A 26,737-nucleotide genomic window follows, 5' to 3' on the forward strand; every position below is an offset into this window, starting at 1 on the left:
TAATTTTGTTTCATTTTTCTACTTTGAGGATAATCGTCCAAAAATCTTAACAACTTTGTTCTATTTGTTTAAAATTTGCAATTTCAACAGATTTTAAAAATAGTTACTTGACAAAAGTAAGTAACAAAATTATTATTACTTACATAAAGTAAGTTAATTAACTTTTTGGAGGTTTTAAATATGTTGATGGATTTAGGGTTGTTGTTAATTCGTTTGTTTGTCGGAATTGTGTTTATGGGGCACGGTGCCCAAAAATTATTTGGCTGGTTTGGTGGCTATGGTCTAAAAGGAACAGGTGGCTGGATGGCATCAATTGGTTTAAAACCAGGCGTGTTTATGGCTTTTATGGCAGGTGCTACAGAGCTGCTAGGCGGATTTTTATTCGCAGCAGGAATTTTTACTTGGGCAGGTGCAATACTAATCGCAGGATCTATGCTAGTTGCTATTCTGACTGTACACGGTAAAAATGGATTTTGGATTACACAAAACGGATATGAGTACAATTTGATGCTAATTGTCGTCGTGATTGGGGTTGCCTTAATAGGACCAGGCGCTTACACTTTATTATAACAGATATCTCGAATTCAAGATTTTATAGAAGAGGTGAAGCATATGAAACACACAACAGGTATTCATCATGTAACAGCTATCGTTGGTAATCCCCAAGAAAACGTTGATTTTTACGCAGGCGTGTTAGGGCTTCGCCTCGTAAAGAAAACGGTGAACTTTGATGACCCTGGAACATATCATCTTTATTTTGGTAACGAGCAAGGAAGTCCTGGCACAATCATCACATTTTTCCCTTGGCCAAATGCCTACCAGGGTCGTATCGGTTCTGGGCAGGTTGGCGTTACCACATATATTGTTCCGAAGGGATCCCTCACGTTTTGGGAGGACCGCCTAAGCAAATTCGGGCTTGCAGTTACAAAATATGAACGCTTTGGGGAAACATATTTAGAGTTTGATGACCCACATGGCTTGCATTTGGAGATTACAGAACGCGAGGAAGGACCGAATAGTGCTTGGGCATTTGGAGGCGTCCCCGCCGCGCATGCAATTAAAGGGTTTGGCGGCGCTGTCCTATTAAGTGCCGATCCCCTTAGGACGATGCGCGTTCTGACAGAAGTGATGGGACTTACGCGAGTTGGTGAAGAAGGTGACTTCATTCGGTTCCGCGCATCGGGAGACCTTGGCAATATTATTGATGTCAAGCAAACCACAATGGCCCCAGGACGCATGGGCGTGGGCACAGTCCACCATATCGCTTGGCGCGCCGATGATTTTGCCGACCACGAGGCATGGCGTGAACATGTGAGTGCGCACGGTCATCAAGTCACACCGATTGTGGACCGTCAGTATTTTAATGCAATTTACTTCCGAGAGCCAGGCGCGATTTTATTTGAGATTGCGACAGATCCGCCAGGCTTCCTGCATAACGAACCGTTTGAACAGCTTGGCGAAACACTTCTGTTACCACCATGGCTTGAGCCAAAACGTGCTGAGCTAGAGCGCATCCTATTGCCAGCTGAGGTACGTGTACTGAAGGAGGACCTATGATGAAGCATATTTATAAACAAGGAGCGGATACCTCCGCTCCTACCCTGTTGTTGTTACACGGTACAGGCGGCACAGAGACAGATTTACTGCCTCTAGCCAATCTTATCGCGCCGTCTTATAGTATACTAAGTGTACGTGGGAATGTATTGGAAAACGGCATGCCACGCTTTTTTAGACGCTTAGCAGAAGGCGTATTTGACGAAGAAGATTTGGTGTTTCGCACAAAAGAGTTACATGACTTTTTAGAAGAGGCGGCACAGCGGTACGGCTTTAACAGAAACAATATGATTGCTGTCGGCTATTCCAACGGTGCTAACATTGCTGGAAGTCTGCTTTTTCATTATCAAAATGCCCTAAAAGGCGCAATCCTTCACCATCCGATGGTGCCGCGCCGCGGGATTCCTTTGCCAGACCTTGCGGGAACCCCTGTCTTCATCAGTGCTGGCACAAATGATCCAATCTGTCCGTCGCAGGAAACAACAGAATTAGAAGCCCTGCTGACAGATGCCGGCGCAAACGTACATGTACATTGGGAAAGCTTCGGGCACCAGCTGACACGAAGTGAAGTAGAAGCCGCCAAGACGTGGCTACAAAAAAACAAATAGTACAGAGGAGGAAGTGTTGTGCACAGTATTGATCCCCGCACGCAAAGTGAACGAGATAACTATAAGCTGCTGACAGGGAGTATCATCCCTCGTCCTGTAGCATTTGTAACCACACTCTCAAAAGATGGCGTCCATAACGGGGCTCCGTTCAGCTACTTTACTATCGTAACTGCGAATCCGCCCCTCATCTCCGTTTCTGTTCAGCGACAAAACGGGGTACAAAAGGACACTGCACGCAATGCGATAGAAACCGGCGCCTTCGTCGTTCATATTTCAGACGAAACATATGCGGAAGCAATTAATATGACAGCGGCGCAGCTTCCTCCTCATGAAAGTGAAATAGAGCTCGCTAAGCTGACACCAGTGCCAAGTGAGGTCATCGCCGTGCCGGGTGTAGAGGAAGCCAGCATCCGCATGGAATGCCTGCTCGAGCAAGCGATTCCCTTAGGAGACGGCCCGGCCTGTGATTTGCTAATTGGCAAGGTTGTCCGCTTCCACGTAGCAGAGCATCTCTACGAAAACGGACGAATCGATGCCACAGGGCTTCGCCCCATCAGCCGCCTCGCGGGGAACAGCTACGCGAAGCTTGGGGAGCTGTTTGAGATTGAGCGACCGTAACAATTCTCATATACACATAAAAAGGTCCTGTTGTTCTTTATGTTTATTGAATTTGCGCTAGGACATCCTGGTCTTGGCATTATTACTTGTGAACTACCCGCCACCTACGCTTCGCTTAGAGGTGGGGGCTTCTAAGTTAAAACCACCTGAGCTTAATGAAGAAACTGAATCGCTTACTAAAGCCTTTAATATCATCATCCCATCACCAAACGGTGGGATGATATTTATAATGTGGAAGAAATATATATCCTAGTAAAACTAAAAAATCTTGATTAACATACCGCCCTGTGTAAATAAGCAAAATACCTGTAAATATAAAAGTCTTTTTTTGGCAGCCAAGTCACGGCTATCCACACCGTTAATTGTAATGGAACCTTTTTGTTTTTCTAATAGATCACAAATTAATTTAATGAGCGTTGTTTTTCCACAGCCGTTTGGACCAATGAGAGCTAACATATCTCCCTTAGCTACTTCAAAGCTCACATGATCTAACACTGTAACTTTGTTGTCATAAGAAAAATGCAAATCTTGTACTTTTAACATCCATAACGTCCTTTCTACAGTACGTATACAAAAAAATATTCCTTTTTTAAGCGACTAAGGGCTTCACAAAATAATCTTCTCTAATCTCTATTTCTATAAAAACCTTCAAGGCTCAATAAGAAAATATTAACATATAAACAAATATGATATATTTTCCTAATTTATATTTAGTTTAAATATTCTGTAAATAAAAAGGACTACTTCATATAGAAGCAGCCCATCAATTAGGGTACCCTTCATCAGGGCGGAAAAGGAAAACAGGCGCTCTCATTCAGAGAGCAAAGAGAGGATTCCCTCTCTATATAACTAACGAAAGAAAATAACCCTTGGATCATTTTTATCATGTTAAAGATATTTTTTATCCAGCTACGCCACTCAGAGGATATTCCCATACATCAAAAAATCCACTCTAGTGTAAGTGGATTTTTCATTATATTGGAAATAGCAGTTTCAAACCAAATCCTATTAAAATACTACCTCCGAGTACTTCACCGTATGTGCCAAGTACTTTTTTGGCATGCCTCCCTAGCAGCAGGCCTGACCATGTTAGAAATGCGCTAACTAAGCCGAAAATGACAATGGTAGCCCATGTACGCGCTCCATAAATGCCAAGGCTTAAGCCAACCGAGAAGCTGTCCAAGCTGACGGAAAAAGCAAATAGATATAAGCCAAGACCGGATGGTGCGACTTTGCTTTCTTCCGAGCCAAATAAATTGGAATAAATAATATGAAAGCCCAGCCCGATTAACAGAATACCGCCGGCAATTGTCGCAAGTTCACCAAATCGTGCTGACAGTAGCCGCCCAATTAACATGCCAAGTAGTGGCATCACAACGTGAAATGCACCAATTGTCAGCCCTATGTAAAAGATTTGTTTCAGTCTAAGACGAACCATCCCCATGCCAAGACTGACAGAAAAGGCATCAAGCCCAAGGGCAAATGCCATGATTGTGAGAGTTAAAATCTCTCCAATAATATGTTGAATATCCATATCTTCCCTCCTTGGACTTGCTAATTAAAGATATGCACGTCCAAGGAGAGTTAGACTATTCTTTTATGACCTGGTGACCCGCGGCCTTAACAAGGCGATTCATCACCGCAATGCCAATGCCGATTTGCGGAAATGCTTCACTGTAAATTACATCTACATCTGTACTATCAAAGCTTCGAAGTGCTTCATACAAACCAGCGGCGACTGTGGATAAATCCTCACGCTTACCACATATGATGATTTGATCTGCTTTATAACTACCTTTTTGTTCCGCAGTTGTGAGAACACCGACTTTCAGGCCTTCCTGCCTCGCTTCGTCAATAAGGGCTTGCACAAATGACGTTGATCCATCGGCAATAACGAGCGGGGCTTTTGGCGCATAATGCGTATATTTCATACCCGGCGATTTTGGTTTTTCCACATGACTTTCAAGACCAGGGTCAACCAGCACAGGACCAATTACCTCTTCTAGCTGCTCTTTTGTAACACCGCCTGGTCGCAAGATAACCGGCACCGCTCCGGTACAATCAAGCACCGTTGATTCTACGCCAACTCCTGTTGCACCGCCATCTACAATACCGGCAATTTTACCTTCTAAATCCTCCTGCACGTGCGAAGCAAGCGTTGGACTCGGACGTCCGGAACGATTGGCACTAGGTGCTGCGACTGGTACATCGGCCGCTGCGATAAGAGCTAACGCAATGTCATGATCTGGCATGCGCACAGCCACAGTATCCAAACCTGCAGTTACCTTTGCGGAAACACCGTCCCGTTTTGGAAAAATTAATGTGAGTGGCCCCGGCCAAAAGTGCTCCATTAATATACGCGCAATGGGTGGAACATCCGAAACCAGCTTTTCTAGCTGCGACTGACTTGCAATGTGGACAATGAGTGGATTATCGCTCGGTCTACCCTTTGCTTCAAAAATTTTGGCAACTGCCGCATCACTTGTCGCGTCTGCACCAAGGCCATATACTGTCTCTGTTGGAAAAGCAATCGCTTCTCCGTCACGAAGCAACATCGCGGCTTCGTGTATTTGTGGATAATTTTTTTCGTTTTCAACATTTTTATCCACAGACCAATACTTCGTTTTCACCTTCATTCACACCCTTATTTCGTAAATTTCCTTTGTATTACACAGTTTACTATGAGCCGTATATAAAATACAAACAAGGTTTATCCACGGATTGTGGATAAACCTCTGGATTCAGTGGATAACTTTGTGAATAGCTGATAATTCTTACAATCTTGTTTTTCCACATAAAATAAAGGATCCGGGGCGTTCTATGCTCCTTTTAAAGTGCTGAAGTTCACTAACAGCATGTGGAACATCAGACTTTTCCACAGCTTCAAAACCAAATGCATGAAAAAGCGGTACAGATTGCTTTTTATCTGTGACTAAGTATAACTTTTCCACAGCTTGTTTTTCTAAATAGAAGAAAAAGCTCTGCATTAAATACAACAATTGCGCTTGATCAACCCCACTTTTTAAAACAAGTGAACGAAGCAAACCTAGATTTCCCGCCTTTTCATAACCAATTGTACCTGTGATTGTTCCGTTTTCATCCTCAACAACCATAAACTGCCCGTATATTTCACGTATACTTTTACCGTCAATATCAGCTTGTCCTAAAAATGCAATTAAGTTATCCACATCCCGCTCCGTTGCAAAACGCATCACGGACACCCCCTTTACTTTCACTATATGAAGGGAATGTCCGATTAGAACTTATTTAGAAAATAGAGATGTTACGACTTCTACGAAAAAGAACTTCACTTCAGGCTCTTCTTCTATCTCAACCTTATCTTCAGGCTCTTCGACTGATTCTGTTTCAACTGCGGCTACCACTTGCTCTATCAGCTTTTCTTCCTTTTCCAATCGCTGTGTATCCTTCTTTTTCGTTTGCACTTTCGCTACTGTCTTCTCATTCGTTTTTTGAACGACAGGCTTTTCCGTCTTAACTTCTTCTACTTCTTCTACTTCTTCTACAACTTTTTCTTCCTCTACAGGCTCTTCTTTTACTTGTTGTTTTTTAATAGCTGTACCGCTTGCAAAATCTAAGAAGCATAGGGGTGGAAAAAGTACGCACCACCAATTCGCACCTTCTCCAGCTCCTAACGTTACAAGTACCGCTTCATACTCACCAGCAGGATATAAAAAGTTGCCATATTGCTTTGTTGGAAATTTTACCTGCTTACCAAATTCAACTTTATAGCTTTGATTACTTTTTTCTTCTTTTAATACTTTCGCTACTGTCTTCTCAAGCTCTGGGATTCGGCTTTGAATGATAGTACGCGCATCTTCAATAGAAGTTAACTCAGCTACCCAACCGTCAATCTGCGCTTTTACTTCATCGCGCACTTTACGTTTTAATGCCTGATCTTTATTAGAATCACTATTAGCCAAAATTCGTAGGCGAATCGCCTCGTTTGGAATTACCTTGGCTTCTGCTTGCATATATCCAAAATGCGCCATGAACTGGGCACCGATCACCAATAAAATAAGAAATGCGATAACTTGTTTTTTCATCATCCACACCGTCCCTTCTACTAAGACAGTGTAGGCAGGTTTGGTTGTTTCTAAACTAGTAATCTAAAAAAAGATTTTTTTAGATGGGAGAGAGGAACGGGCTTTGAGTTGTTGCGGGTGAGGCCTTATGTGCGCCTCGTTACTGGTGAGACCATATTTGTTCTCTCTTTCTACTGTTTAGATGGATACCCTTGGGTTGTTGTAGGCAGGACTTATGTGCGCCTCTCTTGGTGAGATCATCATGTAGCGAGGTGGTCTTGTATAAGGACGAGATAAAGGCGACTTTTGGTGCAAGTCGCTTTTATCCTAGCTTTGCAAATATCATGCGGTCTTTGCCGTTGATATCATATACAATTTCTATGTGAGCCTCAGGGAAGGTGTCTTCAAGCATTTCCTTGATAGCTTTTCCTTGTCCTGCGCCGTATTCAAAGGCAACAAGTGCTTTTGGTTGCAGTACCTGCGGCAGTTCTATCATAAAGCGGCGATAAAAGTCGAGTCCATCTTCTCCGCCGACAAGCGCGCGCGCTGGTTCGTAATCTTTTACAACCGGGGAAAGTTCTTCCCATTCGTGCTGTGGTATGTAAGGTGGATTAGAAACTACCACATCAAGCTTTTGGGCGTTTTGAATGAAAGGCTGCAGTAAGTCGCCATGATAGAATGTCACTTCTGCCCCCAGCATTTCGGCATTCTTCTTTGCAACTTCAATGGAGGCTGCCGCAATATCAACAGTTGCAACTTGCAGGTTTCTGTTTTCAAGGGCTAATGTAATAGCAATTGCGCCGCTTCCTGTTCCAATATCTGCAACCGCCAAGCGTTCGTTTCCAAAGTGAGTTTTGATGCGCTGTAGCACACCCTCAATCAGCTCTTCTGTTTCCGGTCTTGGAATCAACACTTCCTCGTTAACTCGAAAGGGTCTGCCATAAAACATTTCATGTCCGATCATATATTGAACCGGAATGCCCTCGCCATGACGAATAACCATATCTTTAAAAGCATTCATTTGTGCATCGTCTATCGTATCGCGCATTTGCATCAATAGCTCTGTTCGATTTACCTCTAACACATGAAGTAAAAGTACTTCAGCAGCATGTTCTTCACGTTCTTTTTCCCGCAAAAAAGAAGAAGCCCATTTTAGGGCTTCGTACACGCGCATTATTCCGCTGCCTCCATGCGCTTCGCTTGATCGTCCATGATTAAAGCATTAATAAACTCATCAAGCTTACCTTGAAGAATTTGATCAAGCTTTTGGATTGTCAAACCGATGCGATGGTCAGTAACACGGTTTTGCGGGAAGTTGTAGGTACGGATACGTTCGGAACGGTCGCCCGTGCCCACCGCTTGTTTACGGTTTTGATCGTATTCCGCCTGCGCTTCCTGCTGAAACTTATCATACACGCGGGCACGCAATACCTTCATAGCTTTTTCCTTGTTTTTAATCTGAGACTTCTCATCCTGACACGATACAACAACGCCTGTCGGCAAGTGCGTTAAACGAACAGCTGACATTGTTGTATTAACGCTTTGTCCGCCCGGTCCGCTAGATGCGAATGTATCAACGCGAATATCTTTTTCATGGATTTCGACTTCTACTTCTTCCGCTTCCGGCAACACAGCCACAGTTGCGGTAGATGTATGAATACGGCCGCCTGATTCTGTTTCAGGTACACGCTGTACACGGTGTGCGCCGTTTTCAAACTTCATTTTAGAGTAAGCGCCGTTCCCATTAATCATAAAGATAATTTCTTTAAAGCCACCAAGTCCTGTTGGGCTCGCTTCAATGACTTCCGGTTTCCACCCCTGCATCTCTGCATAACGGCTGTACATACGGTACAGATCGCCCGCAAATAGAGCAGCTTCATCTCCACCTGCAGCGCCGCGAATCTCAATAATAACGTTTTTATCATCGTTTGGATCTTTCGGAATTAACAATACTTTCAGGCGATCAGAAAGCTCTCGTTCTTGTGTTTCGAGTTCTGATATTTCTTCTTTGACCATTTCACGCATATCCGCATCCAACTTGTCTTCAAGCATGGCTTTTGCGTCTTTCAATTGCTCACGAACACTTTTGTATTCGCGGTATACCGCTACGGTTTCTTGAATATCAGATTGCTCTTTCGAATATTCACGAAGCTTTTTTGGATCATTAACAACAGCTGGATCACTCAAAAGTTCGTTTAGCTTTTCGTAACGGTTTTCTACAGCTTGTAAACGATCTAACACGTCACTCACCTCAACATTTTCATTCTATAGTTAGTATATCTGTTTTTTCGTGGTTTTACAAAGTAGCATCCTTTGAAAAAAACCCGCTGATTAGCGAGTTTTTATTCTTCCGGTACCTCGTGGCAATGGCGGCAGCGCGGTTCGTAGGATTCTGATGCACCTACCAAGATCACAGGTTCATGAAAGCCTGCTGGTTTGCCATCAATTAAACGCTGCGTACGGCTTGCAGGTGCACCGCATGATGAGCATACAGCTTGTAGCTTGGTTACATGCTCTGCAATTGCCATAAGCGCCGGAACTTGCCCAAACGGAACACCGCGGAAGTCCTGATCAAGTCCTGCCACAATGACACGATAGCCGCGGTTTGCTAGTGTTTGAACAACTTCTACAATGTCATCATCAAAAAACTGTACTTCGTCAATTGCAATTACATCCATTTCCTCTGTTACATGATGCAAAATCTGCAGCGATGATGAAACAGGAGTTGCGGTTACCTTGGCGCCATTGTGCGAGACAACATCTTCTTCGCTATATCTTGTATCAATGCCGGGTTTGAACACAACTGCTGTTTGCTTTGCAAATTGCGTACGGCGCACACGGCGAATCAGCTCTTCTGATTTACCGGAAAACATGCTACCACAAATGACTTCAATCCAGCCGTTTCGATTCATTAAATACATAATAAGCCTCCTCGTTGCAAGAAGCGTAATCTCAAAAACGGAGCACGGGAATCCCCGTGCTTCCTTGGTAAGCAAAGCGCTTTCGCTCGCTTTTTATGACTAAAAAAAGCAGGCAAGCGGTGCTTGCCTGCTTTATTTCCATATCATTCGTAGGAACGCAGCTATTACTTAAGGCCGTATTTTTTGTTGAAGCGATCAACACGTCCGTCTGCAGTAGCGAATTTCTGACGTCCTGTGTAGAATGGGTGAGAGTCAGAACTGATCTCCACTTTAATTAGTGGGTAAGTGTTACCGTCTTCCCATTCGATTGTTTCAGCAGAATACTTTGTAGAGCCAGTTAAAAACTTGAATCCAGTGTTTGTATCCATGAAAACAACCTTCTTATAATCTGGATGAATTCCTTGTTTCATTCTTTTCATCTCCTTCCGCCCTGAATCATTTTAGAAACAGAGTTTTTCATCAAATGCTATAGCAGCATAGTCTATCGATGAAACACACATGATAAAATTATATCAAGGTAAAAATGATTTTGCAACTACCTGTTTTTAGTATTTTTATGAACCAAGCGCAGACACATTGTATGTTCTATGTTATTTCATTGTGACTGGGCTTTTTTGTTCTTTGGATACAATTTGGAAGAATTCTTCGTTTGATTTTGTTTTGCGCAATGTGCGTAATAGACGATCTGTAAAATCTGGTGCATCCGTCATTGCCTTGCGAATCGCCCATAACTTATCAAGATGCTCTTTTGGTATGAGTAAATCTTCTTTACGCGTACCGGATCTGCGAATATCGATTGCCGGGAAGATACGACGCTCTGCAAGTGCGCGATCTAAATGCAATTCCATATTACCCGTTCCTTTAAACTCCTCATAGATGACATCATCCATACGAGAGCCAGTATCGACAAGAGCCGTGGCAAGAATGGTTAAACTGCCACCTTCCTCAATATTACGCGCTGCACCAAAGAAGCGCTTCGGACGATGAAAGGCCGCAGGGTCAATACCGCCTGATAGTGTGCGCCCACTTGGCGGAATCACCAGGTTATATGCACGAGCTAAACGAGTAATACTATCCATTAAGATTACAACATCCTTTTTATGTTCAACAAGACGCATCGCACGCTCAAGCACAAGCTCAGCTACTTTAATATGGTTTTCTGGTACTTCATCAAATGTTGAGCTTACTACATCACCTGCTACAGAACGCTCAATATCTGTAACTTCTTCTGGACGCTCATCAATTAACAATACGATAAGTTCGGCTTCTGGATGGTTTGTTGTAATACTGTTCGCAATCTCCTTTAAAAGCATGGTTTTACCAGCTTTTGGGGGTGCTACAATCAAGCCGCGTTGACCAAATCCAACTGGTGCTACAAGATCCATAATACGCGTTGATAGCCCTTTGGCTTCTGTTTCTAGCTTCATCTGACGGTCTGGGTATAGCGGTGTAAGCGCTGGAAAATGAACGCGCTCCTTCGCTGATTCAGGATTATCACCATTTACTGCTTCTACCTGCAACAAACCAAAATAACGCTCATTTTCTTTTGGCGGACGAACCTTCCCTGATACTTTATCACCGTTACGTAAGTCGAATCTGCGGATTTGCGATGCGGAAATATAAATATCTTCAGAGCTTGGGGAGTAATTGATTGGACGCAAGAAGCCAAATCCCTCGGATTGAATAATTTCTAAAACGCCTTCCATAAAGAAAAAGCCTTCTTTTTCTGCTTGTGCTTTCAAAATAGCAAAAATTAACTCTTTTTTTGTTAGTTTACTGTAATAGGAAATTTTAAAACTCTTCGCATGTTCGTAAAGCTCTTTTAACTTCATACTTTCTAATGCTGAAATTGTTAAATTCATTGGGACACCACACTTTAATTTATTCTATTTATTTTCATAAATTCAACGGCATCGACCAGATACCTTTGGCTCATCAAATTTTAATTGTATATCGGCTATGGTAGTCTGTCAGAAGACAAATTGAACTTATCTAGAAAGGAAAAAACGGAAGGTATTATGAAAGATATAAATACATGCAGAGTAATATTTCCTATTGTAACCTCTTTTTCTAGGTTTAATCAATGCTTGTTTGAAAGATATACCGTAAGAATAGGAAAATCCTTTTCAGTATGGAAAGGGTGCCCCTTAGGACACCCTCCTTTTATTTAAGGCTGTTTTCGCAAACTTTGTTGCGATGCAATAAGTAGTGGGGCATGATTGATTTCCGCGGGGCGTGCGGTGCTCCCGCAGGAGTCTCGCACCTTCCGCTCCAACCAACCTGAAACAAAGAATCCTATCTAAAAACAACAATCTTTTAGAAAAGAGCCTTATTTAATTACCAGGTTTGGTTTTTTCTGCAGACTATGGCGTCCATCAATGAAGCGAACTGTCCCGGATTTTGCACGCATAACAACAGAGTGCGTTGTACCAACCGTTCCTTTAAATTGTACGCCACGAAGTAACTCCCCGTCCGTTACGCCTGTTGCTGCGAAGATTGCATCATCCCCTCGCACAAGATCTTCCATACGTAAGACCCGATTCACATCAGTGATGCCCATCTTTGTACAACGAATCAGTTCTTCTTCGCTTTGCGGAAGAAGCTTGCCTTGGAGCTCGCCTCCGAGGCACTTTAGCGCAACTGCCGCAAGGACACCCTCAGGAGCACCACCTGATCCGAATAAAATATCCACACCGGTATGATCAAAAGCTGTGTTAATGGCACCAGCTACGTCACCGTCATTAATTAGCTTAATGCGGGCACCAGCCCTTCTAATTTCTTCAATAATCTGTTCGTGCCGAGGACGATTTAAAATTGTCGCAACAACATCTTCAATATCTTTGCCCTTTGCCTTTGCAACTGCACGCAGATTATCAATAATCGGTGCATTGATATCAATAGCACCCACTGCTTCTGGTCCAACCGCAATCTTATCCATATACATATCCGGCGCATGAAGCAAATTACCGTGATCTGCAACTGCTAAAACAGCTAGTGCATTCCACCCGCCGGAGGATACAATATTCGTTCCTTCTAGCGGGTCAACTGCCACGTCTACACGTGGTCCGTAGCCTGTGCCGAGCTTTTCTCCAATATACAGCATCGGCGCTTCATCCATTTCGCCTTCGCCGATAACAACAGTCCCCTTCATTGGAATGGTATCAAACACATCGCGCATAGCGGATGTTGCTGCATCATCTGCCTCATCCTTCTTGCCGCGTCCCATCCATCGCGCTGCTGATAGTGCTGCCGCTTCTGTAACACGAACCAATTCCATTGATAAACTTCTTTCCATTTCTCCCCATCTCCCTTTTACGCCATTTACGAGTTTTGCACCTGCTCAATTTCTTGTTCTGTCAGTTTTTCTCGCCAAATACGCGCGCCGAGACCGCGCAATTTATTTTCTAAATCCTCATATCCTCGATCAATGTGCTCAAGCCCCGTTACTTCTGTTATACCATGTGCCATCAATCCAGCAATTACCAACGCTGCGCCGGCTCGCAAATCACTTGCCTTTACTTTGGCACCTTGTAAAGCAACAGGGCCATTTACGATGGCCGTTCGGCCTTCTACCTTAATATTGGCATTCATACGACGCAATTCATCAATATGCTTAAAACGCGCCCCGTAAATGGTATCAGTCACAACGCCTGTCCCGTTTGCCTTAGTCAGCAAAGATGTGAACGGTTGTTGAAGATCCGTTGCAAAGCCTGGATAAACAAGTGTTTTAATATCCACTGTCTTCAGGTCGTTGCCACCTGTCACAATCATTTGATCGTCAAGCGTCTCGATTTGTACGCCCATTTCCCGAAGCTTAGCCGTTACGGACTCAAGGTGTTGCGGGATAACATTATCAATTACAATTCGTTCACCGGCAGCTGCAGCTAAAATCATGAACGTCCCTGCTTCAATGCGGTCCGGGATAATAGAATGATAACAGCCTTTTAAAGAATCTACGCCATCGATGCGAATCACATCTGTACCGGCTCCTTTAATACGGGCGCCCATGCTTGTAAGTAAAGTTGCAACATCAATAATTTCCGGCTCTTTTGCTGCATTTTCGATAATGGTTCTGCCTTTGGCACGAACCGCCGCAAGCATGATGTTAATGGTTGCTCCTACGCTCACCACATCAAGATAAATACGCGCACCACGTAGCTCATCAGCGCGTAAATAAATAGCACCTTGCTCATTCGTCACTTGCGCTCCTAATGCTTCAAAGCCTTTAATATGCTGATCAATAGGACGTGGTCCAAGGTGACAACCGCCTGGCAAACCAATAACAGCCTTTTTGAAACGACCAAGCATAGCTCCCATTAAATAATAAGAAGCACGTAGTTTCTTCACCTTACCATTTGGAAGCGGCATATCAATCATCTTAGAAGGATCTACGGTCATATCTTGTCCATTAAACGTAACAACTCCGCCAATCTCTTCTAATAAATCTCCAAGTACACCTACATCGGAAATATTCGGAATGCCCCCAATGGTCACTGGTGTTTCCGCAAGAATCGTAGCCGGTATCAGTGCTACCGCACTGTTTTTTGCGCCGCTAATACGCACTGTCCCACGTAAGGGAATACCGCCTTCAATAAGTAATTTTTCCATCTTGCACCCCTTTTCAGCTTATCGGTTGTTCCAATCATTTAGAAATTGCTCAATCCCCTTATCCGTTAATGGATGTTTCATCAGTTGTCCAAACACTTTATAAGGGATGGTTGCAATATGTGCACCGCGCAGCGCAGCCTCTGTTACATGTACAGGATGACGCACGGATGCTGCAATAATTTCTGTTTTGATATTGTGCTGCAAGAAAATAGCTGAGATTGTGTCAATCAGCTCTAAACCATCTTGACCGATATCATCTAGTCGACCTAAGAAAGGAGATACATAGGTTGCGCCGGCACGAGCAGCTAGCAATGCCTGGTTTGCATTGAAAATGAGCGTAACATTTGTTTTAATTCCTAACTCACTGAACGCCTTTACCGCCTTTAAACCGTCGGCCGTCATTGGTACCTTTACCGTAATATTTGGCGCAATAGCAGCTAATTCTTTTCCCTCTTCAATCATTTCCTCTGCTGTTAGGGCAATTACCTCAGCGCTGACAGAGCCCTTTACTTCAGCAGTGATTTCACGCAAACGCTCGTGAAAGGATACCCCTTTTTCCTTCGCTACCAAACTTGGATTTGTCGTTACACCTGCTAAAATTCCCATACTGTTGATTTCTTTGATTTCTTCTAGATTCGCTGTATCAATAAAAAACTTCATATTGTGAATCCTCCTTATCCCCCATAATTTCCTATACTTCTACAGTATAGACAATTTTTTTGCGTTTTTTGTCTGTTCTTGTAAATTGTTGCCGCTTTCATTATACAACGAAAGGAAACCGCCTAAAAGACTAGACGGTTTCCAAGCTGTATAAAAATTTATGGAAAAGCAATACTTACGCTTTGCCGTTGGAGCCGAACTCACGGATTTTGCCTACAACTGTAGCCTTAATCGCTTCGCGGCCAGGAACGATGTATTTACGCGGATCGTAAACTTCACCGTCTGCTCCCAATACTTCGCGTACTGCTTTTGTAAATGCAATTTGGTTTTCTGTGTTTACGTTGATTTTAGATGTACCTAAAGAGATAGAACGGTCGATGTCGCTCTTTGGAATTCCAGTACCGCCGTGCAATACTAATGGTACGCCAGTCAAGTCGCGAACTTGTTCCATTTCTTTGAAGCCAAGGTTTGGCTCGCCTTTGTAAGGACCATGAACAGAACCTAATGCTGGAGCCAAGCAGTCAACGCCTGTACGTTTTACAAGCTCAGCGCACTCATTTGGATCTGCGTAAATTACGCCTTCAGCAACTACATCGTCTTCTTGACCGCCGACAGTACCTAGCTCAGCTTCTACAGATACGTTGCGCGCATGTGCGTATTCTACTACTTTCTTTGTAGTTTCTACGTTCTCATCGAATGGATGGTGAGAAGCATCAATCATAACAGATGTAAAACCTGCATCAATCGCTTCTTTACATTTATCAAAGCTAGAACCATGGTCCAAGTGAATTGCTACAGGAACCGTGATTTTCATATCTTCCATTAAACCTTTAACCATCATAACAGTTGTCTTGAAGCCACCCATGTGACGAGCTGCACCTTCAGACACACCAAGGATAACAGGAGATTGCTCTTGCTCAGCAGCAGCTAAGATCGCTTGCGTCCACTCCAAGTTGTTGATGTTGAATTGACCGACAGCGTACTTACCTTCCAATGCTTTATTAAGCATTTCTTTCATGGAAACTAAAGGCATGTTGAATCCTCCTAGAAAAACAAATTTTACATCCGATAAATTCCCGTATAGTTTTAGCAACGGCAAAAAAAATATGTATTGAATTATACCGGACTTTTTTCTACATTACATAGGATACCAACTTGCCCGAGAAAACTCAACTGAATTCACCCGGAAAGCCCGTTATGAAAGCGCTTTTTCGTAATTATTTTCTAAATCTGACACACCATTATGCATTTACAGTAAGTTCTTGTCTTACCGCAGCTCGCATCTCATCAATATCAAACGGTTTCGCAAAATGCATAATTGCACCGTGATCCTTTGCCTCTTGAATCATATCAAGTTCACCGTATGCTGTCATTAAGATCACTTTAATATCTTGATCGATTGCCTTTACTCGCTTTAAAATCTCAATTCCATCCATACCTGGAATTTTCATATCCAATATCACAAGGTCGGGCTTGTCCTTCATTACAATATCAATAGCCTGAAAACCATTGGCTGCCTGCGCAGTTTGGTAACCTTCTTTTTGAAACACTTCATTTAATAAAATACGAATACCGTATTGATCATCCACAATTAAAATTTTCCCTTTCATTTTCCCCACAGCCTTTCAGTTGATAAAATATAATGTGTCCTAATTCTTCAGTTTCAAACTATTTCTCTTTTTACATTGAATTTCCTTCTTAGTCTTAATTGTATACCTTATTATTTCAGATTTTAAGTTAAATTTCTTATAATAGATATACAAACGGAAAAATACATGTTTTTAGATAGGGAAGAAGAACAGACATTGTTTCGTTGCGTTCAGGGCTTATACCTCGCTCACGCTGAGGAAAACACTATGCATGTGATGAATTGTTGCACCTTTTTGTTTGGTTGTTTATCTAGGTGTTTACATCTGTTAGAAAAATGAGGGATGCAGCTTTGGTTAGTGCTTACGAGGTTTTAGAGCATATGCATATAATATGTATCACATACTTATGTAGTAAAATGAACAGCATGACCTCATAGATATTTGGTAAAAGGAGAAAGAAGGATGTTAAAGATATTTTCAACGCAAATTAGCGGCTATTTTAAGCGTATTGCGGAACAGGAAGAGATGAACATAGAGGATGGCGCTCGCATTTTAGCGCAGGCCTTAGTTGGGGACGGACGTATTCACATATACGGTTCACGCGAAATGCAAGCTGTGGTAGCGGAAGCTTTGTACGGTGCCGAACCACTGCAAGGTGCCCAAGAACTATGCATGGATGAAATAACGTATGCAGACCGTGTTATGATTGTAAGCCGCTTTTCTACAGACGAAGAGGCCATTTCTCTTGCCAAGCGATTACAAGAGGAGGGTCATGCGATTGTGGGCATTTCTGCCGTACAAGAAGGAACGGAGTCTCTTGAGCAATATGTGGATGCTCATATTGATACCAAGCTTTTGAAAGCGTTGATTCCCGACGATGAGGGTGTGCGTTATGGCTTTCCAAGTAGCATTATTGCTTTGTTTGCCTACTATGGTCTTGCGTTTACAGTAAAAGAAATTTTATCTGAGTATGAATAAAAGCATGGCGGCTGCCATGCTTTTATTGTGCTTGCATCTATTCTGCTAATGCACAACCAATTTGCTCAATGAGCCATTTTTTATTTACTTTCCTTATGGATAAGAGCAGCATGCACAAAGTCGCGGAACAATGGCTGCGGTCTTGTTGGACGGGATACGAATTCCGGATGGAACTGAGATGCCACAAACCAAGGATGGTCTTTTAGTTCGATAATTTCTACTAAGCGACCGTCAGGGCTTGTACCAGAGAATACGAAGCCTGCTTTTTCCATATCTTGACGGAATTGATTATTGAACTCATAACGGTGACGATGACGCTCGTATACAACTGGCTCACCGTATGCATTGAAAGCTTTTGTTTCTTCAGCCAGCTTACAAGGATATAAACCAAGACGAAGTGTACCGCCCAAGTCCTCTACATCCTTTTGTTCAGGAAGAAGGTCAATGATTGGGTACTTCGTATTTGGATTAATTTCAGAAGAGTTTGCACCTTCTAAACCAAGCACATTACGTGCAAACTCAATAGAAGCCAACTGCATACCTAAACAAATACCTAAGAATGGTACCTTGTTTTCACGCGCATATTGTGTTGCTGTAATTTTACCTTCCACGCCACGATCGCCAAAGCCACCAGGTACAAGAATACCATCTGCGTCGCCAACCAATTCTTTTACATTTTCTGCTGTTACATGCTCAGCGTTAATCCATTTGATTTCAATATCTGCATCAAATGTGTAACCTGCATGACGCAAAGCTTCTACCACAGAAATGTATGCATCTTGTAATTCCACATATTTTCCGACCAACGCAATCTTTGTTTTCTTAGACAGATTGCGAACCTTCTCAACAAGCGCCTGCCATTCTTGCATATCAGCAGGCTTATAATCCAATTTCAAATGATCGCAAACAATTTGATCCATATTTTGCTCTTGAAGTGCAAGCGGTACTGCATATAGTGTGTCTGCATCGCGCGCTTCAATTACTGCTTTTGGATCAATGTCACAGAACAGCGCAAGCTTGTCCTTCATATCTTGAGAAACTGGTTGCTCCGTACGCACTACGATGATGTTCGGCTGAATACCAAGGCTGCGTAATTCTTTTACACTGTGTTGCGTTGGCTTTGTTTTCATTTCACCAGCCGCTTTGATGTAAGGAATTAACGTACAGTGAATGTACATTACGTTATCACGGCCGATATCACTCTTAATTTGACGAATTGCTTCAAGGAAAGGAAGAGATTCGATATCTCCTACAGTTCCTCCAATCTCTGTGATAACAACATCCGCGTTTGTTTCACGACCTGCGCGGAATACGCGTTCTTTAATTTCATTTGTGATGTGCGGAATAACCTGCACAGTTCCCCCCAAGTAATCACCACGGCGCTCTTTTTGCAAAACAGAAGAATATACTTTACCTGTCGTTACGTTGCTGTAGCGATTCAGGTTGATATCAATGAAGCGCTCATAGTGACCAAGGTCTAAGTCAGTCTCTGCACCATCATCTGTTACGAACACTTCACCATGCTGATAGGGACTCATTGTTCCTGGGTCCACGTTAATATACGGGTCAAACTTTTGAATTGTCACGTTTAAACCACGATTTTTCAATAGTCTTCCTAAAGATGCAGCCGTAATCCCTTTACCTAGAGATGACACAACACCACCTGTTACAAAAATATACTTAGTCATTAGAAAATCTCCCTTCAGTCGTTTTGGTCCCGCTCATCATGAGCTTATATAAAACGTTGCAATTCGCAACGTATGTAAGGAGCATATGTTTTATTGTTAGATTTTTTTATGTTTCTAAACAAAAAAGAAAATAGCTCCCTATTTAATAGTAGGGAGCTATTTTCTTTTATATAAAACGCAGTTGTATCTATTTTAAAGAGCCCAAAAATGATTCTACATAGACTCTCCGGAAAAGTCAAGGATTATAGTTCGTCCTCTTCTTCCACTTCATCGTACTCTACTTCATCTACAAAATCTTCGTCTTCATCAAGATCTTCATCGATAAGTTCTTCTTCATCTATCTCTTCTAAGTCTTCATCTAAGTCCTCTAGGTCCTCATCCAACTCATCCAAGTCCTCTAAATCTTCTACTTCATCAAGATCTTCATAGTCTTCATCTTCCACAATGAAATCATCAAACTCATCTTCGTCGTACTTGCGTTTCTTCTTAGGCTTCGCTTGCGGCAAAATTTCTTCATCAATCTGCTCGTACGGATACCAGCTGCGCAACCCCCAACGGTTTTCTCCAATTGTAATGAAACGTCCATCGATATTTAAATCTGTATAAAATTGAGCAATTCTTGCCGCAACCTCTTCTTGGGATAAATTAAGCACGCTAGAGATTTCTTTCACAAGCTGTGAAAACTCAATCGCTTCTTTTCTACTTTCCATAATTGAATACGTTACTTCAATCATAGATAGTTCTTTTAACTCTTCTGGTGAATACTGTTGTAAATTCACGGTCGAGGCACTTCCTTTCTCTCAAAATAATGCATTAATAGGCCTGTACAAAAAAATACATACTATTCATTATAAACAATTCTATATGGATTATGCTATATATGGAACGTAAAAAAAGATGTTTTTTCATACCTGGTAGCATTTAAAAAAAGGGAAATCAAAGATGATTTCCCTCTACATGTTCCGGCGATACTGTCCTCCTACTTCATATAAAGCCTTTGTAATTTGTCCGAGACTAGCTACTTTTACAGTTTCCATCAATTCCGCAAAGATATTTCCACCGGCGATTGCTGTTTGCTGAAGGCGTGCTAGCGCTACCGCTGCTTGGTCCTTATGCGTTTCCTGGAATGCTTGTAGATTTACAATCTGCGTTTCTTTTTCTTGATACGAAGCACGGGCAATCTCCATATTGTTCATATCTTCTTCCACCGCAGCACTTGGATTCAAATATGTGTTTACACCAATAATCGGCAGTTCTCCTGTATGCTTTTGCATTTCGTAATGCATAGACTCATCTTGAATTTTACCGCGCTGATACTGCGTTTCCATCGCGCCAAGCACACCCCCGCGGTCATTGATGCGATCAAATTCCTGCAACACCATTTCTTCTACTAGGTCGGTTAACTCTTCAATAATAAACGAGCCCTGCAATGGATTTTCATTTTTTGTTAACCCATGCTCTTTTGTAATAATAAGCTGAATTGCCATCGCGCGGCGTACAGATTCTTCCGTTGGTGTCGTAATAGCTTCATCATATGCATTTGTATGAAGGGAATTACAGTTATCATGCAGCGCCATCAAAGCCTGCAATGTGGTACGAATATCATTGAATGCAATTTCCTGCGCATGAAGAGAGCGCCCCGATGTTTGTACATGGTACTTTAGCTTTTGACTACGCTCGTTGGCACCGTATTTTTCCTTCATTACAATCGACCAAATACGACGAGCAACACGACCAATAACAGAATACTCCGCATCCAGGCCATTGCTGAAGAAATATGATAGATTTGGTGCAAAATCATCAATTTTCATCCCGCGGCTTAAATAATACTCTACATACGTAAAGCCGTTCGCAAGAGTAAAGGCCAGCTGTGAAATTGGATTTGCCCCGGCTTCTGCGATATGGTAGCCAGAAATTGAAACAGAATAGTAGTTTCTCACTTGATTTTGAATGAAATACTCTTGAATATCTCCCATTAAGCGCAGCGCGAACTCAGTAGAGAAAATACACGTATTTTGTCCTTGGTCTTCCTTGAGAATATCCGCTTGTACGGTACCTCGCACTGTTTGTAAGGTTTTCGCTTTTACATGCAAGTACTCTTCTTCTGTCAAAGTACGTCCTAGCTCAGCTTCTTTTATTTCAACTTGTTGCGAGATTGCTGTATTCATGAACATTGCCAAAATGATTGGCGCAGGTCCGTTAATTGTCATTGAAACAGATGTAGAAGGTGCACATAAATCGAAGCCTTTATACAGCTTTTTCATATCATCAAGTGTGCACACATTCACACCGCTCTCACCGATTTTACCGAAAATGTCTGGGCGATAAGATGGATCTTCTCCGTACAATGTAACGGAATCAAATGCTGTACTTAAGCGCTTTGCGTTGTCGTCCTTACACAAATAGTGAAAACGGCGATTCGTACGCTCCGGCGTTCCTTCCCCAGCAAACTGCCGCTTCGGATCTTCATCGGCGCGCTTAAATGGAAATACACCTGCTGTATAAGGGAATTGTCCTGGTACATTTTCTTTGCGTACCCAACGTAGAATTTCGCCGTAGTTACTGTACTTCGGTAGTGTCACCTTTGGAATTTTAGTACCGGAAAGTGTGATTGTATGTAACTTTGTACGAATTTCTTTATCACGAATTTTTGTGACAAACTCATCACCGCTATATTTCTTTTTCACATCATCCCATGTATCTAAAATTAGTTTCGCTTGTGGAGAAAGCGCATTCTCATAACTGCGTTTCACCGCTTGCAACGTTTCGAGTGTCTGCTCATCCGTACTTTGCTCACGAATAGCTTCTAGTGCACCTTCTATTTGGAACAAGCGCTCAGCAACCTTCGCCTGTTGTTCGGTTTGCTTATGGTAACCGCGTACGGCATCAGAGATTTCACGTAAATAATAGCGGCGCTCGTTTGGAATAATAACATGTTGCTTTTCCACTTTTCCTGCTTGAATGGTTTGGGTTTCTAGATTGCGCTTTGTTTTCTCATTTATCAAATCTACCAGCTTTAAAAATACAGTATTTGTACCCGCATCATTGAATTGGCTGGCAATAGTACCATACACAGGCATCTCTTCAAGAGGTAATTCGAACAGCATGCGGCTGCGTTGATACTGCTTTTGTACTTGGCGCAAAGCATCCTCTGAGCCTTTGCGTTCGAATTTGTTGATGACGATCAGGTCTGCGTAATCAATCATATCAATTTTTTCAAGCTGCGTCGGCGCACCAAATTCACTGGTCATAACATACATACTAAGGTCACTGTACTCTGTAATGCCGGCATCTCCCTGGCCGATTCCGCTCGTTTCCACAATAATTAAATCAAAGCCTGCTGCTTTTACGACAGTAATTGCATCCTGAATTGCAAGCGATAGCTCCGAACGCGAATCACGCGTAGCCAGGCTTCTCATATATACGCGCGGTGAGTTAATCGCGTTCATACGAATGCGATCCCCAAGCAAAGCGCCACCCGTTTTTTGCTTGGTTGGATCAATAGAAATAACCGCGATTTTCATATCTTTAAATTCATGCAAAAAGCGGCGAATGAGTTCATCTGTTAATGAGCTTTTTCCGGCACCGCCCGTTCCGGTAATCCCAAGAACCGGTGCGGTATGTTGCACGCGTTCTGCCAATGTTCGAAATACATCACTACCAACTCCGACACTTTGCTCAGCTAGCGTGATCAGCTTCGCAATGCTACCTGCATCCAACTGTTCCGTCTGATCCAGTTCTTTCACCAGGTCGCCTACTGTCGGAAAATCACACTCCTTCAGCATTTCATTAATCATTCCCTGCAATCCTAGGCGACGCCCATCTTCCGGTGAAAAGATTTTCGCAATGCCGTACTCGTGCAATTCATCAATTTCCCGCGGAATGATTACACCGCCACCACCACCATAAATACGTATACTAGAAGCACCTTTTTCTTTTAAAAGATCGTACATGTATTTAAAGTATTCAACATGACCGCCTTGATAAGAAGAAATCGCAATTCCCTGTACATCCTCTTGAATAGCAGCATTTACAATTTCTTCTACAGAACGATTATGTCCAAGATGAATGACCTCTGCTCCGCTTGCCTGTAGGATACGTCTCATAATGTTAATAGAAGCATCATGACCATCAAATAAACTAGAAGCCGTAACAAATCGAACTTTATGCTTTGGACGATAGATCTCAACCACAGTCATTTCCCCATCTCCTCTTTTCTCATATACATGCCGTACAGTAAATAATTGCTTTGCAGTTCTGTATATTCTTCTAATGTATATAATTTCTGCATGACCCAACGACGAAAACCCCACATTTGCCCTTGGACAAAAATGTTATGAGCAATTGCGCCAATCTCCTTTTCTGTTAACGAAATTCCTTCATCTTCAGCGCATTGTCGCAATAAATCCTCAAACATCTGAACCATCTCAAGCTCTTTTTTCAACACATAAGGTATAGACTCCTTAGAAAGAGAACGCGCTTCCTGATACATAATGAGCACTTCCTCCTGCAGTTCGTCCATCACCTTAAAGTAGTTAGCGATTGCCTGCCGCAAGCTCAATACACTCACTTTATCCAGACTGAGCGCTTGCTCAAGGCGTTCCTTTACGTTGTCATAAATACTGTCACATACTAGGTACAGTACATCATCCTTTGTACGTATATATTCATAAAGCGTCCCGATACTAAAGCCTGCTGCTTTTGCAATTTCACGTGTTGTCGTACGATGAAAACCCTTCTGCTTAAATAACTGCACAGCACCCTTTACCATCTGCTCGCGTCGCTTCATCACCAGCTTTTCATCCTTTACCGAAGCATGCACATTATGTTTGGTCATTCCCTCACCTCGCTCTCTAATCCACCTCTCTACCTACAGCTATTCCTGCACATGAACTTTCTTCAATCCTAAACGCAACCTCGTATCTGATTCCTCTCTTTAATCTATGCGCTGTTCAAGTTCATTGTTGGTTTCTGTTGCAGGGGTTTACTTGCTGCGGGATCTCCCTTTGACTTGTTTTTCCCGCAGAAGTCTCACCCTTCAACAAATGCCAATTAGCAGCATTAGGCTTTACATTTTAAAAAGAGTTGCATGTTATTACCTCGTAATCATACGAGAAATTACTAACCTTTGAATCTCTTGTGTACCCTCATAAATTTGTGTGATTTTCGCATCGCGCATGAAACGTTCTACTGGGTAATCCTTTGTATAGCCATAACCGCCAAAGACTTGCACAGCTTCTGTTGTTACTTTCATCGCAGTATCGCCTGCAAATAGCTTGGACATCGCTGACTCTTTTCCGTACGGAAGACCTTCTGATTCAAGCCATGCCGCTTGATATGTTAATAAGCGAGCAGCCTCTATGCTCGTTGCCATATCCGCTAATTTAAAACCAATGCCTTGCTGTGCAGCGATTGGCTTACCGAATTGCTCGCGCTCTTTCGCGTATTCCACGGAAGCATCTAACGCTCCCTGCGCGATCCCCACTGCTTGCGCAGCGATGCCGTTGCGGCCTCCATCGAGTGTTTGCATTGCAATTTTAAAGCCCTGCCCTTCTTCACCAAGACGATTTTCAACCGGAATGCGGCATTCTTCAAACATGATTTCCGTTGTAGGTGAAGAACGAATGCCAAGCTTACTTTCCTTCTTACCCACAGAAAATCCTGGTGTATTGCTTTCCACAATAAAAGCAGTTGTGCCGCGCTGCTTAGAGGATGGATCTGTTAAAGCAAACACAACGTAAATATCAGCAATGCCACCGTTTGTGATGAAGATCTTTGAGCCATTCAATATATAATGATCACCATCACGCTTCGCTGTTGTTCTCATACCACCTGCATCCGAGCCTGAGCCGGGCTCCGTTAAGCCGTACGCGCCGATTTTTGTTCCTTCTGCCATCGGACGTAAGTATTTTTGCTTTTGTTCTTCTGAACCAAATTTATAAATAGGCCAGCCCGCAAGAGATGTGTGAGCGGATAGTGTAACACCCGTAGATGCGCATACGCGTGACAGCTCTTCTACCGCAATAACATACGCTAGGTAATCACTACCGATACCGCCATACTCTTCCGGCCAAGGAATTCCGGTTAAGCCAAGCTCAGCCATTTTATCGAAAATTTCTCTATCAAAGCGTTCTTCCTCATCACGTTCTGCTGCAGTTGGCGCCACTTCATTTCTAGCAAAATCTCGAACCATTTTCCGAATCATTTCATGTTCTTCTGTTAATTTGAATTGCATCGTAAAATCCCCCTTATATTGTTTTAATTTTTTCTACATATGAGTTTTGGGCTCCGCACTGCCCGCCGGTTCTTCTCTATTCCTAAAAGAGAGCTGTTTTACAAACTCTTGCTAATAACCATTCTTTGAATTTCGCTTGTGCCTTCATAGATTTCGCATACCTTTGCATCGCGGAAATAGCGCTCTACTGGATAATCTGTCGTGTAGCCGTAACCACCGTACACCTGCACCGCTTCAATCGCCACGTCAACTGCAGTTCGGGAAGCAAACAGTTTAGCCATAGATGCTTCTTTGCCACAGTTCATACCTTGTGCCTGCAGGGATGCTGCGCGGTATACAAGCAGTTTTGCCGCCTCGACACTCGTTGCCATATCAGCCAGCTTGAAACCAATACCTTGCTGGGTAGAAATAGGTTTACCGAACTGCTCCCTTTCCGTTGCATAGGCAGTTGCACACTGTAGCGCTGCCTCAGCGATTCCCAATGCCTGTGCTCCAATCCCAATACGGCCGACATCCAGGTTTGCCATCGCAACCTTAAAGCCATCTCCTTCTTTGCCAAGCAAATTTTCTACCGGGACTCTCATATCTTCAAACGTAAGCTGTACCGTGCGGGACCCGTGCAGACCCATTTTATGTTCATCTTTTCCTACCATAAGCCCTGGGGTTCCCTTCTCGACGATGAATGCTGAGATACCGCGCTTGCCAGCAGCCGGATTTGTAGACGCAAATACAATATATGTATCCGCTTCACCGCCGTTTGTAATGAATACTTTTGAGCCGTTCAAGCGGTATACATCGCCTGCCTTCACAGCTCTCGTTTTCAGACTGCCGGCATCTGAGCCAGCGCTCGGTTCCGTCAAAGCAAAGGCCCCCAAATACTCACCGCTAGCAAGTTTCGGTACATACTTGTTTTTCTGTTCCTCTGTACCGAAATACAAGATAGGATTCGTTCCTACAGAAGTGTGAACAGCTAAAATAACACCGATTGTAGCACTGACGCGTGACAGCTCGTTAATTGCTAAAATATAAGAAATAAAGTCCATGCCCGCGCCGCCGTACTTCTCAGGGATAGGGATTCCCATCAAACCGAGCTCTCCCATTTTACGAATAACCTCGCGCGGAAACTCGCCCTGCTCCATCATAGGAATAAACGGAACGATTTCCTTCTCCGCAAAATCTCTGACCATTTTCCTCATCATTTCTTGTTCTTCTGTAAATAGTAGCTTCATATAGTC

The 26,737-nt window shown here is 42.9% G+C and carries 27 protein-coding genes; 6 read left to right on the forward strand and 21 right to left on the reverse strand.

Features of this window, described 5'->3' with window-relative positions:
* Positions 1-183 precede the first annotated feature (183 nt).
* From EEJ45_RS07105 to EEJ45_RS07125, 5 genes are all read left to right on the forward strand, one after another.
* Entirely contained in the window at positions 184-570 is a 387-nt protein-coding gene (locus EEJ45_RS07105; RefSeq protein WP_124564226.1) for a DoxX family protein, read from the forward strand.
* Between the two features lie 42 nt (positions 571-612).
* On the forward strand, positions 613-1,557 hold the full coding sequence (locus tag EEJ45_RS07110; protein WP_124564111.1) for a ring-cleaving dioxygenase: 945 nt from the start codon (positions 613-615) through the stop codon (positions 1,555-1,557).
* On the forward strand, positions 1,554-2,162 hold the full coding sequence (locus tag EEJ45_RS07115; protein WP_187695348.1) for an alpha/beta hydrolase: 609 nt from the start codon (positions 1,554-1,556) through the stop codon (positions 2,160-2,162). Before EEJ45_RS07110 ends, EEJ45_RS07115 begins: the two co-directional genes overlap by 4 nt.
* An 18-nt stretch (positions 2,163-2,180) precedes the next feature.
* The gene (locus EEJ45_RS07120) at positions 2,181-2,780 is read left to right on the forward strand and encodes a flavin reductase family protein (protein ID WP_124564112.1); all 600 of its coding nucleotides are present in this window, start codon (positions 2,181-2,183) and stop codon (positions 2,778-2,780) included.
* A gap of 73 nt (positions 2,781-2,853) precedes the next feature.
* Positions 2,854-3,033, forward strand: a complete 180-nt coding sequence (locus tag EEJ45_RS07125; RefSeq protein WP_124564113.1) for a hypothetical protein — start codon at positions 2,854-2,856, stop codon at positions 3,031-3,033.
* A gap of 5 nt (positions 3,034-3,038) precedes the next feature.
* Here EEJ45_RS07125 and EEJ45_RS07130 read toward each other — a convergent pair whose 3' ends face one another.
* The 15 genes from EEJ45_RS07130 to EEJ45_RS07200 all read right to left on the reverse strand — a co-directional run bounded on the left by EEJ45_RS07130 (position 3,039) and on the right by EEJ45_RS07200 (position 16,622).
* On the reverse strand, positions 3,039-3,323 hold the full coding sequence (locus EEJ45_RS07130) for an ATP-binding cassette domain-containing protein (protein ID WP_124564114.1): 285 nt from the start codon (positions 3,321-3,323) through the stop codon (positions 3,039-3,041).
* Positions 3,324-3,753: 430 nt separating this feature from the next.
* Positions 3,754-4,314 carry a manganese efflux pump MntP gene (locus EEJ45_RS07135; protein ID WP_245999848.1) on the reverse strand — a complete coding sequence of 187 codons (561 nt, stop codon included), beginning with the start codon at positions 4,312-4,314 and terminating at the stop codon, positions 3,754-3,756.
* Between the two features lie 55 nt (positions 4,315-4,369).
* A complete protein-coding gene (locus EEJ45_RS07140) occupies positions 4,370-5,410 on the reverse strand; it encodes an L-threonylcarbamoyladenylate synthase (protein ID WP_124564115.1) in 1,041 nt (346 codons plus the stop codon).
* Between the two features lie 144 nt (positions 5,411-5,554).
* Positions 5,555-5,992, reverse strand: coding sequence for a mechanosensitive ion channel protein (locus tag EEJ45_RS07145; RefSeq protein WP_124564116.1), 438 nt, complete (start codon positions 5,990-5,992; stop codon positions 5,555-5,557).
* 51 nt (positions 5,993-6,043) lie between these two features.
* Positions 6,044-6,844, reverse strand: coding sequence for a stage II sporulation protein R (gene spoIIR / locus EEJ45_RS07150; RefSeq protein WP_124564229.1), 801 nt, complete (start codon positions 6,842-6,844; stop codon positions 6,044-6,046).
* A 301-nt stretch (positions 6,845-7,145) separates the two neighbouring features.
* Positions 7,146-7,997: a peptide chain release factor N(5)-glutamine methyltransferase gene (gene prmC, locus EEJ45_RS07155; protein WP_124564117.1), complete on the reverse strand. Its 852-nt coding sequence runs from the start codon at positions 7,995-7,997 to the stop codon at positions 7,146-7,148.
* On the reverse strand, positions 7,997-9,064 hold the full coding sequence (gene prfA / locus EEJ45_RS07160) for a peptide chain release factor 1 (RefSeq protein WP_124564118.1): 1,068 nt from the start codon (positions 9,062-9,064) through the stop codon (positions 7,997-7,999). Before prfA ends, prmC begins: the two co-directional genes overlap by 1 nt.
* 101 nt (positions 9,065-9,165) lie before the next feature.
* Complete coding sequence (locus EEJ45_RS07165; RefSeq protein ID WP_124564119.1) at positions 9,166-9,744, reverse strand: thymidine kinase; 579 nt, start codon at positions 9,742-9,744, stop codon at positions 9,166-9,168.
* A 164-nt stretch (positions 9,745-9,908) separates the two neighbouring features.
* A complete protein-coding gene (locus EEJ45_RS07170) occupies positions 9,909-10,154 on the reverse strand; it encodes a type B 50S ribosomal protein L31 (RefSeq protein ID WP_124564120.1) in 246 nt (81 codons plus the stop codon).
* A gap of 180 nt (positions 10,155-10,334) precedes the next feature.
* On the reverse strand, positions 10,335-11,606 hold the full coding sequence (gene rho / locus EEJ45_RS07175; protein ID WP_124564121.1) for a transcription termination factor Rho: 1,272 nt from the start codon (positions 11,604-11,606) through the stop codon (positions 10,335-10,337).
* A gap of 467 nt (positions 11,607-12,073) precedes the next feature.
* Positions 12,074-13,039, reverse strand: a complete 966-nt coding sequence (glpX, locus tag EEJ45_RS07180; protein ID WP_124564122.1) for a class II fructose-bisphosphatase — start codon at positions 13,037-13,039, stop codon at positions 12,074-12,076.
* Between the two features lie 26 nt (positions 13,040-13,065).
* Entirely contained in the window at positions 13,066-14,352 is a 1,287-nt protein-coding gene (locus tag EEJ45_RS07185; RefSeq protein WP_124564123.1) for a UDP-N-acetylglucosamine 1-carboxyvinyltransferase, read from the reverse strand.
* A gap of 18 nt (positions 14,353-14,370) precedes the next feature.
* Positions 14,371-15,012: a fructose-6-phosphate aldolase gene (gene fsa / locus EEJ45_RS07190; protein WP_124564124.1), complete on the reverse strand. Its 642-nt coding sequence runs from the start codon at positions 15,010-15,012 to the stop codon at positions 14,371-14,373.
* Between the two features lie 175 nt (positions 15,013-15,187).
* Positions 15,188-16,045 (reverse strand): class II fructose-bisphosphate aldolase, encoded by an 858-nt coding sequence (locus EEJ45_RS07195; protein ID WP_124564125.1) that lies wholly within the window; start codon positions 16,043-16,045, stop codon positions 15,188-15,190.
* Between the two features lie 208 nt (positions 16,046-16,253).
* Positions 16,254-16,622, reverse strand: coding sequence for a response regulator (locus EEJ45_RS07200; protein WP_124564126.1), 369 nt, complete (start codon positions 16,620-16,622; stop codon positions 16,254-16,256).
* Positions 16,623-17,063: 441 nt separating this feature from the next.
* Between EEJ45_RS07200 and EEJ45_RS07205 the strand changes: the two genes are divergently transcribed.
* Positions 17,064-17,579, forward strand: a complete 516-nt coding sequence (locus tag EEJ45_RS07205; protein WP_124564127.1) for a DUF2529 domain-containing protein — start codon at positions 17,064-17,066, stop codon at positions 17,577-17,579.
* Positions 17,580-17,659: 80 nt separating this feature from the next.
* Here EEJ45_RS07205 and EEJ45_RS07210 read toward each other — a convergent pair whose 3' ends face one another.
* The 6 genes from EEJ45_RS07210 to EEJ45_RS07235 form a co-directional block, all read right to left on the reverse strand.
* Positions 17,660-19,267: a CTP synthase gene (locus EEJ45_RS07210; protein ID WP_124564128.1), complete on the reverse strand. Its 1,608-nt coding sequence runs from the start codon at positions 19,265-19,267 to the stop codon at positions 17,660-17,662.
* A gap of 242 nt (positions 19,268-19,509) precedes the next feature.
* Positions 19,510-20,046, reverse strand: coding sequence for a DNA-directed RNA polymerase subunit delta (gene rpoE, locus EEJ45_RS07215; protein ID WP_124564129.1), 537 nt, complete (start codon positions 20,044-20,046; stop codon positions 19,510-19,512).
* Positions 20,047-20,220: 174 nt separating this feature from the next.
* Complete coding sequence (gene icmF, locus EEJ45_RS07220) at positions 20,221-23,460, reverse strand: fused isobutyryl-CoA mutase/GTPase IcmF (RefSeq protein ID WP_124564230.1); 3,240 nt, start codon at positions 23,458-23,460, stop codon at positions 20,221-20,223.
* Positions 23,461-23,462: 2 nt separating this feature from the next.
* On the reverse strand, positions 23,463-24,104 hold the full coding sequence (locus EEJ45_RS07225) for a TetR/AcrR family transcriptional regulator (protein ID WP_124564130.1): 642 nt from the start codon (positions 24,102-24,104) through the stop codon (positions 23,463-23,465).
* 258 nt (positions 24,105-24,362) lie between these two features.
* Complete coding sequence (locus EEJ45_RS07230; protein ID WP_124564131.1) at positions 24,363-25,502, reverse strand: acyl-CoA dehydrogenase; 1,140 nt, start codon at positions 25,500-25,502, stop codon at positions 24,363-24,365.
* A gap of 98 nt (positions 25,503-25,600) precedes the next feature.
* Positions 25,601-26,731, reverse strand: coding sequence for an acyl-CoA dehydrogenase (locus EEJ45_RS07235; RefSeq protein ID WP_124564132.1), 1,131 nt, complete (start codon positions 26,729-26,731; stop codon positions 25,601-25,603).
* Between the last annotated feature and the right edge of the window lie 6 nt (positions 26,732-26,737).

The sequence above is a fragment of the Ectobacillus antri genome, from assembly GCF_003852715.1.
Taxonomy (GTDB): domain Bacteria; phylum Bacillota; class Bacilli; order Bacillales; family Bacillaceae_G; genus Ectobacillus; species Ectobacillus antri.